General features: G+C 71.5%; 13 protein-coding genes. 10 read left to right on the top strand and 3 right to left on the bottom strand.

The genetic code is table 11. The annotated features are described in order from the left end of the window. Positions 1 to 15 precede the first annotated feature (15 nt). Positions 16 to 618 carry a TetR/AcrR family transcriptional regulator gene (locus SACAZDRAFT_RS04830; RefSeq protein ID WP_005439230.1) on the bottom strand — a complete coding sequence of 201 codons (603 nt, stop codon included), beginning with the start codon at positions 616 to 618 and terminating at the stop codon, positions 16 to 18. Between the two features lie 160 nt (positions 619 to 778). Between SACAZDRAFT_RS04830 and SACAZDRAFT_RS04825 the strand changes: the two genes are divergently transcribed. Both SACAZDRAFT_RS04825 and SACAZDRAFT_RS04820 read left to right on the top strand, forming a co-directional pair. After that, positions 779 to 1,456, top strand: coding sequence for a hypothetical protein (locus SACAZDRAFT_RS04825; protein ID WP_005439229.1), 678 nt, complete (start codon positions 779 to 781; stop codon positions 1,454 to 1,456). 63 nt (positions 1,457 to 1,519) lie between these two features. Next, a complete protein-coding gene (locus SACAZDRAFT_RS04820; protein WP_005439228.1) occupies positions 1,520 to 2,053 on the top strand; it encodes a DinB family protein in 534 nt (177 codons plus the stop codon). On the opposite strand, the gene SACAZDRAFT_RS04815 is transcribed toward SACAZDRAFT_RS04820, so the two are convergent. Then, positions 2,013 to 2,921, bottom strand: a complete 909-nt coding sequence (locus SACAZDRAFT_RS04815; RefSeq protein ID WP_005439227.1) for an alpha/beta fold hydrolase — start codon at positions 2,919 to 2,921, stop codon at positions 2,013 to 2,015. The genes SACAZDRAFT_RS04820 and SACAZDRAFT_RS04815 overlap by 41 nt on opposite strands. 82 nt (positions 2,922 to 3,003) lie before the next feature. Beyond that, positions 3,004 to 3,906, bottom strand: a complete 903-nt coding sequence (locus SACAZDRAFT_RS04810; protein WP_005439226.1) for a sulfite exporter TauE/SafE family protein — start codon at positions 3,904 to 3,906, stop codon at positions 3,004 to 3,006. A 209-nt stretch (positions 3,907 to 4,115) separates the two neighbouring features. Between SACAZDRAFT_RS04810 and SACAZDRAFT_RS04805 the strand changes: the two genes are divergently transcribed. From SACAZDRAFT_RS04805 to shc, 8 genes are all read left to right on the top strand, one after another. Then, the gene (locus SACAZDRAFT_RS04805) at positions 4,116 to 5,366 is read left to right on the top strand and encodes an ROK family transcriptional regulator (RefSeq protein ID WP_005439225.1); all 1,251 of its coding nucleotides are present in this window, start codon (positions 4,116 to 4,118) and stop codon (positions 5,364 to 5,366) included. Between the two features lie 107 nt (positions 5,367 to 5,473). After that, the gene (locus SACAZDRAFT_RS04800) at positions 5,474 to 6,385 is read left to right on the top strand and encodes a universal stress protein (protein ID WP_005439223.1); all 912 of its coding nucleotides are present in this window, start codon (positions 5,474 to 5,476) and stop codon (positions 6,383 to 6,385) included. Between the two features lie 113 nt (positions 6,386 to 6,498). Then, positions 6,499 to 7,116: a zinc-binding dehydrogenase gene (locus SACAZDRAFT_RS04795; protein WP_232286362.1), complete on the top strand. Its 618-nt coding sequence runs from the start codon at positions 6,499 to 6,501 to the stop codon at positions 7,114 to 7,116. 241 nt (positions 7,117 to 7,357) lie between these two features. Further along, positions 7,358 to 8,314: a squalene/phytoene synthase family protein gene (locus SACAZDRAFT_RS04790; RefSeq protein WP_005439222.1), complete on the top strand. Its 957-nt coding sequence runs from the start codon at positions 7,358 to 7,360 to the stop codon at positions 8,312 to 8,314. Then, complete coding sequence (locus SACAZDRAFT_RS04785; RefSeq protein ID WP_040927913.1) at positions 8,311 to 9,180, top strand: phytoene/squalene synthase family protein; 870 nt, start codon at positions 8,311 to 8,313, stop codon at positions 9,178 to 9,180. Before SACAZDRAFT_RS04790 ends, SACAZDRAFT_RS04785 begins: the two co-directional genes overlap by 4 nt. Continuing rightward, complete coding sequence (gene hpnE, locus SACAZDRAFT_RS04780) at positions 9,177 to 10,556, top strand: hydroxysqualene dehydroxylase HpnE (RefSeq protein ID WP_005439220.1); 1,380 nt, start codon at positions 9,177 to 9,179, stop codon at positions 10,554 to 10,556. The genes SACAZDRAFT_RS04785 and hpnE overlap by 4 nt, the downstream gene beginning before the upstream one ends. Then, positions 10,553 to 11,560 (top strand): polyprenyl synthetase family protein, encoded by a 1,008-nt coding sequence (locus SACAZDRAFT_RS04775; protein ID WP_005439219.1) that lies wholly within the window; start codon positions 10,553 to 10,555, stop codon positions 11,558 to 11,560. The genes hpnE and SACAZDRAFT_RS04775 overlap by 4 nt, the downstream gene beginning before the upstream one ends. Then, the gene (gene shc, locus SACAZDRAFT_RS04770) at positions 11,557 to 13,485 is read left to right on the top strand and encodes a squalene--hopene cyclase (protein WP_005439218.1); all 1,929 of its coding nucleotides are present in this window, start codon (positions 11,557 to 11,559) and stop codon (positions 13,483 to 13,485) included. The genes SACAZDRAFT_RS04775 and shc overlap by 4 nt, the downstream gene beginning before the upstream one ends. Positions 13,486 to 13,614 lie beyond the last annotated feature (129 nt).

Genomic DNA, 13,614 nt, shown 5'->3' with positions numbered 1-13,614 from the left:
CGCGGCACCGGCGGGTCAGGCGGGTTCGCCCGGCGAGGTGCCCATCGACAGCACCCGCACCGCCATGCGGTGGAAGAGCTCCGTGGCCGACGTGCGTTCGAGGTACTCGTCGAAGTTGCCGCTGCGGGCCAGCGTGGCGAAGCCGTGCGCGAGGGCCCAGGCCGCGAGCGCTCCGGACCGCAGAACCTCGTCGTCGAGGCCCGGAGACGCGGTGGAGACGCCCGTGCACAGTACGCGTCGGGCCCAGAGCCGTGCCGCGACCAGGTCGGGGTCGTCGCGATGATAGACCTCCGGCCGGTACATGACCTCGAAGTGCCCGGGATGTTCGACGGAGAACCGCACGTACCGGGTGCCCACTTCCAGCAGCGGGAGCGGAGCGGTGTCGAGTGCCTCCTCCAGGGAATCGGAGAGCAGCTCGAACCCCTCGACGGCGATGGCGGTGAGCAGCTCCGCCTTGTCGTGGAAGTGATGCGCCGGGGCGGCGTGGGAGACACCGGCCCGCCGGGCGAGGTCGCGGAGACTGATGGCTCCGATGCCGTCCTGAGCGATGACGTCCACGGCGGCGTCGATGATGGCACGGCGCAGGTGACCGTGGTGGTAGTGGCCTCGACCGGGCATAAGGTGCAAGTCTACGAACCGGCGGCGGGTCGTACAGGGCGACGAGGACCGACGAGGGCACCGCCGGACCGGTTCGGGTGAGCCGGGATGGCGCCGTCCTCGGGCGGTTGCGCGTCGCCGGCACGCATAGTCGCGATCAATGCCGGGTACGTCTGCGTCCATGAGGGACTTCCAGGACGACGACGTCCGCGGGGCGGGACCACCGGTGGTGTGGCACGGGCTGGAGTCGGCGCCCGTGCTGCTGGTGCTCGACCCGGCGGGCGAGGCGAAGCACGACGCGTTGCCCGCGACGTGGAGGCCGTTGGCCGACCACCTCCGGGTCGGCTGGTGCCGGCTGCCCGCGGAGACCGGTGACACGCCGTCGGTGGACCAGTTGCTGGAGGGTGTGGCGACCCACGCCCACCTGGTGGCCGCGGGCACGGCCGCCGAGGCGGCATTGCGGCTGGCGGACGCTCACGCGGACCGCGTCCGAAGTGTCGTGGTGGTCGATCCGGCCCCGATGACGCGGGCCGGTGTCGAGGCCGACGCCGACGGCTCGTACGCGGACTGGTGGGACACCGACACGGCGGCGGCGCGGCAGCACCTGCTCGCGCGAGGGGTACGCGTCGCGGCGTTCGTCAGCAGGGAGACCGACCCCGCCGTGCGCGTGGAACCACCGGTACCACTCGGTCACCCCGACGTGGTCGGTCGCGTCGTGCAGTTGCTCCTGTCGTTCCAGGGCGACCGCGCCGATCCCGAACCGGTGGAGCCGGAGCGGGCCGAGGTCGTCGAGGCGTGGCACGCGGTACGGGAGCGCTTCGGCCCGGCGCTCGAACGCGCTCGCCGCTCGGGCGGCTGAACGCGCGGTTTCTGTCGGTGCCGGTGGCTAGCGTGGCGGCATTCCGATCGAGAGGGGTTCACAATGACCCAGGCACCGACGCTGACCGCCGAGCGCTCCGATCTGCTCGGCACACTCGCCTTGCACCGAGGGGCCCTGCGCTACACGGTGCAGGGGCTGAGCGACGAACACGCCGTCGCGCGACCCACCGTGAGCGCACTGTGCCTCGGTGGGTTGATCAAACACGTCGCGGAGACGGAACACACGTGGATCCGGTTCGCGCAGGGCGACCTCGCCGCGATCGACATTCCGACCACGGAGGAAGGCCTGCAGGCTATGCAGCGTGAGCACGAGCAGCGGTTCGAGCTGCTCCCCGGTGAGACGTTGGCGAGCGTCCTGGCCCGCTACGACGAGGTCGCGGCCGAGACCGAGCGGGCCATCGCGGACGTGCCCGACCTCGACACGTCCTACCCGTTGCCCGACGCGCCGTGGTTCGAGCCCGGTGCGCGCTGGTCGGTGCGCCGGGTGCTGCTGCACCTCATCGCCGAGACCGCGCAGCACGCCGGGCACGCGGACATCATCCGCGAGACGATCGACGGTCAGAAGACGATGGGCTGACGCTCGGTCGACGCGGTCGGCCCTCACGGACGGTGTCGAGGATGGCGGCGGTGACCTCACGGGGCCGTTCCAGCGCCGGAAGGTGGCCGACGCCGGGCAGGTCGAGTCGACGAGCGTGAGGTACCCCGGTGTGGACGAGTTCGGCGACGTCCTGGATCCACGGTGCATCCGCTTCCCCGTTCACCACGGTCACGGGCATGGACAGCTCACCGAGCCGTTCTGTCGCCGGGGAATCCGGCTGTAGCGCGACGTGTTCCGGCGCGGTCCACAGTCGACGGAACACGTCGCACAGCATGGTGACCGCCCGGTCCCAGACGGCGGGAGAGACCGTGTCCGGGTCCCGAGAGGGGCCGGCGACGAGGAAGCGAGCCTGGGCGAGGGCCATCGCCATCACGTCAGCGGGCTCGATGTGCTCCGCCGTGCCCGCGCGATAGCGCGCGAGCCGATCCGCGGGCACCGCACTGTGGACTCGCTCGCGGGTTTCGGTGAGCATCGCCTCGGGCCAGGTGTGGCCGGAAAGTCCGGGACCGAGCAGGACCAACCCGGACACCCGGTGTGGCGCCACGAGCGCCGCATCGACGGCGTAGGCGGCACCCATGGACGCGCCCACCACTGTCGCGCACTCGATGTGCAGAGCGTCGAGCAGACCGAGCAGGTCGCGGTGGTGGGCGAACCGGCCTCGGGCCTCACCGGACTCGCCATAGCCACGCCAGTCGTATCGCACGACACGGTGTGCCGGGGAAAGCGCGGTCACCTGGTCGTCCCACATACGCCGGTCGGCGATGCCCGCATGGACGAGGACGACAGCAGGCCCCTCTCCGACATCGTCGTAGGCCAGTCGCACACCGTCGAGCCGCACAGTCGCCATCGCACGAGCCTACGGTCGACGGCGTGCGCGGGACACGGCGTTTCGCTGTCAACGCACGGCGCGCGCCCGGTGGTTGACCCTGTCAGCCCACCGGAGTCTCGTGCGCTTCGTGCTCGCGTCGACGCCGTTCCTCACGCACGGATCGGATCGCGGCGGTGAGCCCCACCGCCCACAGGACGCCGACGCCGGTCAGCACGACCGTGGTGACGGTCGAGCCGGTGTCGGTCGCGTTCAACAGCGTGCGCGCGTTGGTGAACACGATCAGCCCGCCCGCCGCGGCGCCGAGTACCCGGGGTGGGAGCTTGCGCACCAGCCAGGCCGCCAGGGGTGCGGCGAGGACACCGCCGATCATCAGACCCGCGACGACGGTGTAGTTCAGCTCGTGCTCCTGCGACAGCGTCAGGAGGAAGCCCGCACTGGCGGCCAGCGCGACGATGAACTCGGAGGTGTCCACCGACCCGACCACCTTGCGGGGTTCGAGGCGGCCCGACGACAGCAGCGTCGTGGTCGCGACCGGGCCCCACCCGCCGCCACCGCTGGCGTCGACGAAACCGGCGACGAGTCCCAGCGGAGCCAGGAACCGGGCGCTGGGACGACGCGTCGCGACCAGGGCGCCGAGCCGCAGGAACGCGAAGCGGACGAGCACGTACAGGCCGAGCAGCAGGAGCACGGCCGTGATCCACACCTCGGCGAACTCCATCGGCAGCGAGGTCAGGACGTACGCGCCGAGCACGGCACCCACCGCACCGGGCACGGCGAGGATCACGACGGTGCGCCAGTCGATGTTGCGGAACCGCCAGTGCGCGGCACCCGAGGCCAACGCGGTGCCCACCTCGGCGAGATGGACGGCGGCCGACGCGACCGCCGGAGCAGTGCCCAGCGTCACCAGAGTCGTGGTGGCGGTCACTCCGAATGCCATTCCCAGCGACCCGTCCACGAGCTGGGCCAGAATTCCGGCCAGTCCGAACAGCAACAAGGTCTGCATCAAATGTCTCCGATTCCCGGATGGTCGCGATCGCCAGGCCGCCAGCCGAAAGACCCGGCCGCCGCCAGCGGGGTCCCGATCATGGCAGTACACGGGGAATCGGGTCACGCCATTCCCACCGAGTGAGTCGAGCACCCATTTCAGACGCTGTTAAGAAAAGCGCTGAAACAATTACCCGGTGAGTCCACGCCGTGGAATGCGTTGACACCATGACCGTCGTTCGGTGGGCTGAGGGCGGAAGCGAGGTCGGTGTGGCGGAGAGGGTGCTCGGTCGGAACGGGACGTCGTCGGGAACGGCCGGCGGAGTCCGGGAGGCGAACGCGGCGGCGGTGCTCGGCGCGGTGCGGGCGTACGGTCCGCTGTCCCGGGCGGCCGTGGCACGGCACACCTCGCTCAGCATGCCGACGGTCAGCAGGCAGATCGCGACGTTGGTCGACCTCGGTCTGCTCAGCGAGTCACCGTCGCCCACGCCGACCGGCGAGGTCGGCAGGCCGACGGTGCCGGTGGACCTGAACGACGACGTGATCGCCGCGTGCGGTGTGCACGTCGGGATCACGACGACCACGTACGGGTTGAGCACGCTGCGCGGTGTGCTGCTCGACAGTGTGCGCATGCCGACGCCGCACGGCAGCCCGGAGGACGTGCTCGAACACATCGCCCGCGAGGTCGGCGCGTTCCTGGCCCACTGGCCCGAGCGCCGGATCATCGGCGTGGGACTGGCGATCGGTGGTCAGGTCGACGCGGAACGCGGCCTGCTGGACCACGGTCCCCTCGGCTGGCGCGCCGTCCCGGCCGCGGCGATCGTCGAGTCGGTCACCCGCCTGCCGGTGCACCTCGACGGGCACGTGCCGGCCATGGCGACGGCGGAGCTGTTGTTCGGGGAGGCGGTGCACGCGCGCAGCGCGCTCTACGTCTACGCCCGCGAGATGGTCGGTGCGGCCGTCGCCGTCGACGGCGTGCTGCACCGCGGGCCGGGGCAGTCGGGCAGCATCGCGCATCTCCCGGTGGGAGGGGACGTGCCGTGTCACTGCGGGCGGACGGGATGCCTCGAAGTGACCGTCGCCGAACGCGCGGTGCTGGAGCGCGCCGTCCGTGCCGGAGTGCTGACCCGCCCGGACTTCGCGGCGTTACGGGAGGCGGCGCGCTCCGGTGACCCGGCGGCCGACGCCATCCTCGCCGATCGTGCCCGGGCGCTGGGCACGGCGGTGGCGTTGTTGCGCGACATCGTGAACCCCGAGCTGGTGGTACTCGGCGGGCAGGCCTTCACCGACGCGCCGGAGCAGCTGCCCGCCGTCAGGCAGGCCTACGAGAGCGCCACCGCGCTGCCCGGTGGCGACATCCTCACGATGAGCCGCTTCGGCCCGGACGTGCAGGCCATGGCGGCGTGCACCGGGCTGCTGACCCACCTGTACGCCCACCCGTTCTCGATCCTTCCCCCTGAGCGCTCGTCTCGGGTCTGAAGTCCCGACGTGGACGGGACCAACGATGGCGGCGCCCGGCTCGCTTCCCGCCTTACGGTCGGCTGTGCTCCTCGTGTGTGGCGGTGCCGGAGGGGAAGGGAGCGGACATGGCGGGGGAGGACGGACGCGATTCGGTCGTCGTGGGAGTCGACGGATCGAACAAGGCGCGGTTGGCCGTGCGCTGGGCGGCGGAGCGGGCCGCCGAGCGCTCGCTTCCGCTGCACGTGGTGTACGGCTACGGGCTGGTGGCACGGTACTTCGCCACCGAGGCTCCGGTGCCGCCGAGCGTCATCGAGACCCTGCTGGAGGAAGCACAGACCCTCGTAGAGTCCGCCGCCGACGAGGCGACGGAGGTGGCGCCGGGGCTGGCCGTGTCGGTCGAGGCCGTGGACGAACCGCCGGTCCCCGCCCTGACCCATCGGTCGCGGAAGGCGGCACTGGTGGTGCTGGGCGCCTCCGGGCTCGGGGGCTTCACCGGGATGCTCGCCGGATCGACCGCCGTCGCGGTGGCCGCGCACGCCCACGCCCCGGTGGTCGTGGTCCGGTGTGGGGAGGGACGTACCGAGCCGCCCTCCACCGGGCCGATCGTCGTGGGCATGGACGGCAGCTCGCTGAGCGACCGCGCCGTCGCGTGCGCCTTCGACGAGGCGCAGCGGCGTTCCGCGCCCTTGGTCGCGGTGCACGCGTGGGCCGACGTCGAGGACGAGAGCGTGTTGCGCCGCGCCCGCATGTTCTTCACCAACTCGCCCGAGGAGAAGGACGTCCGCGCCGAGCTCGACGCGCAGCTCGGGGACTGGCAGGCGAAGTATCCCGACGTCGAGGTGGAGCGGGTCCTGGTGCGCGACCGGCCCCGCAGACAGCTGCTCGACAGGTCGGAGACGGCACAACTCGTGGTCGTCGGCAGCCGTGGGCGCGGCGGTTTCCGGGGATTGCTCCTCGGTTCCACCAGTCAGGCGTTGATCCACCACGCGCAATGCCCTGTGATGGTCGTACGGCCACCGAAGGGTGACGAGGGCTGACGAGGGAGCGGCGATGCGGGCGTTCCGGATGCACGACTGGCTGACCGAGCCCGTCCTGACCGAGGTGGACGTCCCGGAACCGGGGCCGGGTCAGGTTCTGGTGCGGACCGGGGGTGACGGCCCTCGATCCGGTGAGTCCCGCGCCGCTCACCGACGCGGGACTCACGCCGTATCACGCGGTGCGCCGCTCGTGGTCGAAACTCACCCCCACCGCCACCGCCGTGATCATCGGTGTCGGTGGGCTCGGGCATCTGGCCGTGCAGGTCGTGAAGGCGACGACCGCCGCCAGGGTGGTGGCCGTCGACACCCGGCCGGAGGCGTTGGAGCTGGCGCGGCGACTCGGAGCGGACGTGACCCTCCGCCCCGGTGACGGAGTGGCCGAGGTGGTACGCGACGAGACGCGGGGACGGGGCGCGGACGTCGTCGTCGACTGCGTCGGCAACGACGAGACGTTGGCTCTGGCGGCGTCGGTCGCTCGGGTGCTCGGCGACCTCACGATCGTGGGTCTGGGAGGAGGGCGGTTGCCCGTGTCGTTCTTCGCCATGCCGTTCGAGTTGTCGGTGCAGACCACCTATTGGGGGAGTCGTCCCGAGCTGGTCGAGGTTCTCGCGCTCGCTTCCAGGGGTTCGCTGCACACCGAGGTGACCCGGTTCTCGCTCGACGACGTGGCGCAGGCCTATCGCAGATTGGAGGAGGGAACGCTCACCGGACGTGCCGTCGTAACGCCGTAGCTTACAGTCTCAAGTGGATTGACCAGTGATCCGGAGGCGAGCTGGGAGGTGCGGCCTTGTGACCTTTGTGGATAGTGTCGGCCGTGGAAATCCGCTTCACTGAGCGGAGCGGTCACACGATCGTGGACTCGTCTCTACGGTTGCGGGCGGGTCGTGACGCCATAGCATTTCCGGTGGACCAGGAAAAGTCAGAGCGAACCGACGCCGGACGCGTGCCATCGGCCCCGGAAGGATCGAACCCATGGGAACGGAGTTGCCGTCGACGCCTGTCCCGGACGAGAATGGAATCTCCCAGATGCCGACGCTCGGCTCACCGGCCGGACGGGACGAGGCGAGGCCCATGCACGCCGAAGCTGCACAGGCGTCACCGCCGTTGGAGCGGCTGCACTCACGGGCACGACACGAGAATTTCCCTGTCGCGCTTCACGTGCTGCCTGCCCGTTACCGCCGGCACCTTCTCACGCTGTACGCGTTCGCGCGCATGGTCGACGACATCGGCGACGCCGCCTCGGGCGATCGGCTCTCGCTTCTGGACAGCGTGTCCGCGGAGCTCGACCGCCTCTACGCCGGTGGCGTGACGACCGACCCGCTGTACCAGCGGCTCGCCTACACCGTGGCGGTGTGCGACCTCCCCCGGAACCAGCTGGAACGGCTCGTCGAGGCCAATCGCCGGGACCAGCTGGTGCACCGTTACCGCACTTTCGACGACCTGTTGGACTACTGCTCGCTGTCCGCCGATCCGGTCGGTCGCCTGGTGTTGCGCGTGTTCGACGCCGACTCCGCCGAACGGCGCGTGCTCTCGGACCGGATCTGCAGCGCCCTGCAGGTGTTGGAGCACTGCCAGGACGTGGTGGAGGACGCCTACGCGGGCCGGGTGTACCTCCCGACCACCGACCTCGAACGGTACGGGGTGGCCGAGGACGATCTCGTGGCGGCGCGGGCGAGCACGGGCGTGCCCCCCCCCCTCCCCCTCCCGGTGCCGCGTGCCCTGGACCTGCTGGACCAGGGCCCTCCCCTCCTGGCCACCCTGCCTGGAGCCGCCCCGGTGGCGATCGCCCGCTACCTCCCCCGTGGCCCGGCCCCCGCGCCGGCGCTGGCCGAAGCCGGCTTCCACCTGCTCGCGCGGTCACCGCGTCCCCGGCGCGCGCACGTCGCGGCCTCGGCCCTGACCTTGTTGAGGACGGGTGGTGCGTGGTGAGGACCGATGACGCCTACGGGGCCTGCGTGGCCATCACCCGCCAGCAGGCCCGGAACTTCTCGTACGGCATTCGCCTGTTGCCCGAACCGAAGCGTGACGCCCTGAGCGCGGTGTACGCGTTCGCCCGCAGGATCGACGACATCGGTGACGGCGACCTCAGTCCCGAGGTCAAGCTCAAGGGGTTGGAGGACGCCCGCACGGACCTCCGATCGGTCGAGTTCGGACTCGACGCCGGCTCGGGTGATCCCGTGCTGCTGGCGCTCGCCGACGCCACCCGCCGGTTCGACCTCCCCCTCGACGCGTTCGACGACCTGATCGACGGCTGCCGTGCCGACGTGCTCGGCGTCGAGTACGGGAGCTTTCCCGCGCTGCGAAAGTACTGCCAGTGCGTGGCGGGGTCGATCGGACGGCTGTCGCTCGCGGTCTTCGGCAGTCCGGACCGTGCTCGCGACGAGCCGGTGGCCGACGACCTGGGCGTGGCCTTGCAGCTCACCAACATCCTGCGCGACGTGGTCGAGGACCTCGACAACGGACGGGTGTACCTCCCCACCGACGAGCTCGAACGCTTCGGCTGCACGCTCGACCGTGACGCGCACGGCGCGTTCGTCGACGACACCGAGAACCTCCTGGCACTTCTGGAGTTCCAGGCCGCTCGCGCGTACGAGTGGTACGAACGCGGGCTGCGGCTGCTCGACGTGCTGGACGGACGCAGCCGGGCGTGTTGCGCCGCGATGGCGGGCATCTACCACCGGCTGCTCACCCGGATGGCGTTGCGGCCGTCGCTCGTGCTGCGTGGCCGCACCGGTCTGCCCGACTGGGAGAAGGCGTTCGTGGCCTGCGTGGCGTTGATGGGAGGCACACCGTGACGGCACCGTGTGCGGAGCCTCGGGCGCGCGGGTCGGGTCCTCGGGACGTCCGCGTGGTCGTCGTCGGGTCCGGTCTCGCGGGGCTCACCGCCGCGTGCGATCTCGCCGATGCGGGATTCGCGGTGACCGTCCTGGAGGCGCGGTCCCGGCTCGGTGGCGCGACCTTCTCGTTCCAGCGCGACGGCCTCACCGTGGACAACGGGCAGCATGTGACACTGCGCTGCTGCACCGCCTACCACGCGCTGCTCACCCGGCTCGGCAGCGCGGACGGTCTCGAAATGCAGGACCGTTTCCGGGTGCCGGTGCTGGCCCCGGGCGGTCGGTTCACCGAGCTGCGACGCACCGACGCGCGGGCGCCGCTCCACCTCGTGCCGGCGATCGCCCGTTACGCCGCGTTGCGCCCGCTCGACCGGCTGCGCGTGTTCCGCGCGGCGCTCGCGCTGCGGGGTCTCGACCCGCAGGACGCCTCGCTCGACTCCCTCAGTTTCGCCGACTGGCTCAGCCGGCACGGTCAGAACGACGCGACGCTCGACCGGCTGTGGAATCTCATCACGGTGGCGGCACTCAACGGCCACGCGTCCGACGTGTCGCTGGCGTCGGCGGCCATGGTGTTCCGTACGGCGCTGCTCGAATCGGCCGACGGCGCCGACATCGGAATCCCGCGGTGGCCTCTCGACGACCTGCACGTGCGGCCCGCGGAGAAGTACCTGCTCGAACGCCACGGGCAGGTGCGCACCCACAGCACCGTCCGGGGCATCACCCCCGTGCGGGAACGGTTCCTCGTGCGCATGGACGACGAGGTCCTCGACGCCGACGCGGTGGTTCTCGCCGTGCCGCCCGAGACCGCGATGCGGGTGGCGCCGGGCCGGGCGGGACTGCCCGAGGCGCGACTCACGCGGCTCGGGGCGGTGCCCATCGTCAACGTCCACGTGGTGTACGAACGGCCGGTGACCGACCTGACGTTCGCCGCGGCGGTGTCGTCGCCCGTCCAGTGGTTGTTCGACCGGACGGCCGCGGCGGGCCTGACCTCCGGGCAGTACCTCGCCGTGTCGCTCTCGGCGGCCGAGACGTGGCTGACCACGCCCGCGTCGGCGCTGCGGGACGTGTTCCTCGCCGAACTCGCCAGGTTCTTCCCCGCCGCCGCCACCACACCGTGTTCGAGGTTCTTCGTCACCCGACAGCGACGGGCCACCTTCCGCCAGGGGCCCGGATCGAACAGTTTGCGTGCGGCCCAGCGCACGGCGTTGCCCGGCCTCGTCCTCGCCGGATCCTGGACCGCCACAGGTTGGCCCGACACGATGGAGGGAGCCGTGCGAAGTGGACACCGAGCGGCCGAGCTCGTCGCTGCACACCTGGCGGGGGGTGTGAGCCGATGACGACGACCCTGCCGTCCGAGGTGAGCGCCACCCAGCTGCTGGTCCGACCCGCGTTGCGGGAGGCGGTCGACACCCTGGATCCCGCGATGCGGCGCATCGTCAGCTATCACCTCGGGTGGACCGACCAACACGGCGAGACCGTGGAGGGCGCCGGAGGCAAGGCGCTGCGTCCGGCACTCGCCCTGCTCGCGGCGCAGGCTGTGCGCGCGCGACCGGAGTCCGCGCTGGCGGGCGCGGTGGCGGTGGAGCTCGTGCACAACTTCTCGCTGCTGCACGACGACGTCATGGACGGGGACACCGAACGTCGCCACCGGCCCACCGTGTGGGCCCTGTTCGGCACGCCCGCCGCGATCCTCGCCGGAGACGCCCTGCTGAACCTGGCCGTCGAGGTACTGGAGTCGACGGGCGACCTCACCGCGAGCCGCTTCCTGACCGGTGCCGTGCGCAGGCTCATCGAGGGGCAGACTGCCGACATCGAGTTCGAGGGCCGCGCGCTCGTCGGTGTCGAGGAATGCCTGCGCATGGAGGACGGGAAGACCGCCTCGCTCATGGCGTGTGCCGCGGAGGTCGGTGCGCGCCTGGGGGGCGGTGACGACACCGTGGTGGCCGCGCTCGGTCGTTTCGGCCGTAACCTCGGCATGGGCTTCCAGCTCGTCGACGACCTGCTCGGCATCGTCGGCAGTCCCGAGGTCACCGGCAAGCCCGTGCTCGCCGACCTGCGTGTGCGGAAGAAGTCGGTGCCCGTGGCCGTGGCCCTGAACGCCGACACCGAGAGCGCGCTGGCCTTGCGTGAGTACTACCGCAGGGACCGACCGCCGAACGAGCAGGACGTGCGCACGATGGCGGACCTGATCGACGACACGGGCGCCATCGGTTGGACCCGTGAGCGTGCGCACCGCTACATCGCCGACGCCGAGGCGTCCCTCGACGTGGCGAATCCGCCCTCGGACATCCGGGCGGCACTGACCGACCTCACCCGTTTCGTCGTGGAGCGTGACCGATGACCGATGTCCTGACCCGTGAGCCGGCCCCCGTGGTCGCACCGTCACCGGATCGCGTCCGGCGCTGTGTGGACTCCGCGCGCGACCACCTGCTCTCGCTGCAGCATTCGCAGGGCTGGTGGAAGGGCGAGCTGGAGACGAACGTGACGATGGAGGCGGAGGACCTGCTGCTCCGGCAGTTCCTCGGCATCTCGGATCCGCGCGTGACCGAGGAGACGGCTCGGTGGATCCGGTCGCGGCAGCGGGAGGACGGTACCTGGGCGACGTTCCACGACGGTCCCGCCGACGTGTCCACCACGGTGGAGGCCTACACGGCGCTCCGGCTCGCGGGCGACCCGCTCGACGCCGCTCACCTGCGGCGCGCGCGGGAGTACATTCTCGACAGCGGCGGCATCGAGGCGACCCGCGTGTTCACCCGCATCTGGCTCGCCCTGTTCGGGCAGTGGTCGTGGCGGGAGCTCCCCGTCCTGCCGCCGGAGCTGGTGCTGCTGCCGGACTGGTTCCCGCTCAACATCTACGACTGGGCCTGCTGGGCGCGGCAGACGGTGGTGCCGCTGACCATCGTCGGTGCGGCCCGGCCGGCGCGGCAGCTCGGCTTCAGCCTGCGGGAACTGCGCACGGGAGCGGCGACGCGCTCCGCCGACTCCGCGATGTCGTGGGCCGGGTTGTTCCACGGGCTCGACGCCGTGCTGCACCGGCTGGAGCGCCTGCCGGTGAAGCCGCTGCGGGCGACCGCGCTCGACCGCGCGGAGAAGTGGATTCTGGACCGTCAGGAGGCCGACGGCGGGTGGGGCGGGATCCAGCCGCCGTGGGTCTACTCGATTCTCGCGCTGCACCTGCGCGGCTACCCGATCGACCACCCGGTGATGTCGAAGGCGCTCGACGGGCTCGACGGGTTCACGATCCGGGAGGAGACGGCGGACGGCTGGGTGCGCAGGCTGGAGGCGTGCCAGTCACCGGTGTGGGACACCGCGTTGGCGATGACGGCGCTGCTGGACGCCGGGACCCCGGACGACCATCCGGCGCTCGTCTCCGCGGCGGACTGGATCCTGGGCGAGGAGATCCGCGTCGGCGGTGACTGGCAGGTGCGACGGCCGGACCTCGAACCGTCAGGCTGGGCGTTCGAGTTCGCCAACGACTGCTACCCGGACACCGACGACACGGCCGAGGTCGTGCTGGGGCTGCGCCGGGTCCGGCACCCCGAGCCCGAGCGGGTCGACGCGTCCGTGCGGCGCGCGACCGAGTGGCTGATCGGGATGCAGTGCTCCGACGGCGGCTGGGGCGCGTTCGACGCCGACAACACGCGGACGTTGTGCGAGAAGCTGCCGTTCTGCGACTTCGGCGCGGTGATCGACCCGCCGTCGGCCGACGTCACCGCGCACGTCGTCGAGATGCTGGCGGCCCGTGGCCTGGCCGACAGCGAAGCGGCCCGGCGCGGGGTGCGCTGGTTGCTGGACGCGCAGGAGGCCGACGGGTCCTGGTTCGGACGATGGGGCGCCAACCACGTGTACGGCACGGGAGCCGTGGTGCCCGCGCTGATCGCGTGCGGCATCCCCGCCGACCACGAGGCGATCCGCGCGGCGGTCCACTGGCTCACGGCTCACCAGAACGAGGACGGCGGCTGGGGCGAGGACCTGCGCTCCTACGTGGACCCGTCCTGGGTCGGCCGGGGTGCGTCCACGGCGTCGCAGACGGCCTGGGCGCTGCTGGCTCTGCTCGCCGCGGGGGAGCGGGGTGCCGTGGTGACGCGGGGTGTGGAGTGGCTGGTGGAGACACAGCGTCCGGACGGAGGCTGGGACCAGCCGCAGTACACCGGAACCGGGTTCCCCGGCGACTTCTACATCAACTACCACCTGTACCGCCTGGTGTTCCCGATCACCGCGCTGGGAAGGTACGTGGAGAGCAGTCGGGATGTCGGGCCGGGCTGACGAGCTGATCGTCCTCTGCCCGCTCGGTGTCGAGGCGCTGAGCGTGCGGACCGGGCTGCGCGGCGGTCGCGTCGTGCGGGCGGGTGTCCGCGCACGCCGCCGCGACGCGGTGCTCGCCGCGCTCCATGC

Source organism: Saccharomonospora azurea NA-128, from assembly GCF_000231055.2.
Taxonomy (GTDB): domain Bacteria; phylum Actinomycetota; class Actinomycetes; order Mycobacteriales; family Pseudonocardiaceae; genus Saccharomonospora; species Saccharomonospora azurea.
This window is presented reverse-complemented; position numbering and strand designations above follow the sequence as displayed.

What these genes read in the sequence shown, in the direction of transcription:
- SACAZDRAFT_RS04830 (WP_005439230.1), bottom strand. Translation starts at nt 618, where the DNA reads ATGCCCGGTCGAGGCCACTACCACCACGGTCACCTGCGCCGTGCCATC.
- SACAZDRAFT_RS04825 (WP_005439229.1), top strand. Translation starts at nt 779, where the DNA reads ATGAGGGACTTCCAGGACGACGACGTCCGCGGGGCGGGACCACCGGTG.
- SACAZDRAFT_RS04820 (WP_005439228.1), top strand. Translation starts at nt 1,520, where the DNA reads ATGACCCAGGCACCGACGCTGACCGCCGAGCGCTCCGATCTGCTCGGC.
- SACAZDRAFT_RS04815 (WP_005439227.1), bottom strand. Translation starts at nt 2,921, where the DNA reads ATGGCGACTGTGCGGCTCGACGGTGTGCGACTGGCCTACGACGATGTC.
- SACAZDRAFT_RS04810 (WP_005439226.1), bottom strand. Translation starts at nt 3,906, where the DNA reads ATGCAGACCTTGTTGCTGTTCGGACTGGCCGGAATTCTGGCCCAGCTC.
- SACAZDRAFT_RS04805 (WP_005439225.1), top strand. Translation starts at nt 4,116, where the DNA reads ATGACCGTCGTTCGGTGGGCTGAGGGCGGAAGCGAGGTCGGTGTGGCG.
- SACAZDRAFT_RS04800 (WP_005439223.1), top strand. Translation starts at nt 5,474, where the DNA reads ATGGCGGGGGAGGACGGACGCGATTCGGTCGTCGTGGGAGTCGACGGA.
- SACAZDRAFT_RS04790 (WP_005439222.1), top strand. Translation starts at nt 7,358, where the DNA reads ATGGGAACGGAGTTGCCGTCGACGCCTGTCCCGGACGAGAATGGAATC.
- SACAZDRAFT_RS04775 (WP_005439219.1), top strand. Translation starts at nt 10,553, where the DNA reads ATGACGACGACCCTGCCGTCCGAGGTGAGCGCCACCCAGCTGCTGGTC.
- shc (WP_005439218.1), top strand. Translation starts at nt 11,557, where the DNA reads ATGACCGATGTCCTGACCCGTGAGCCGGCCCCCGTGGTCGCACCGTCA.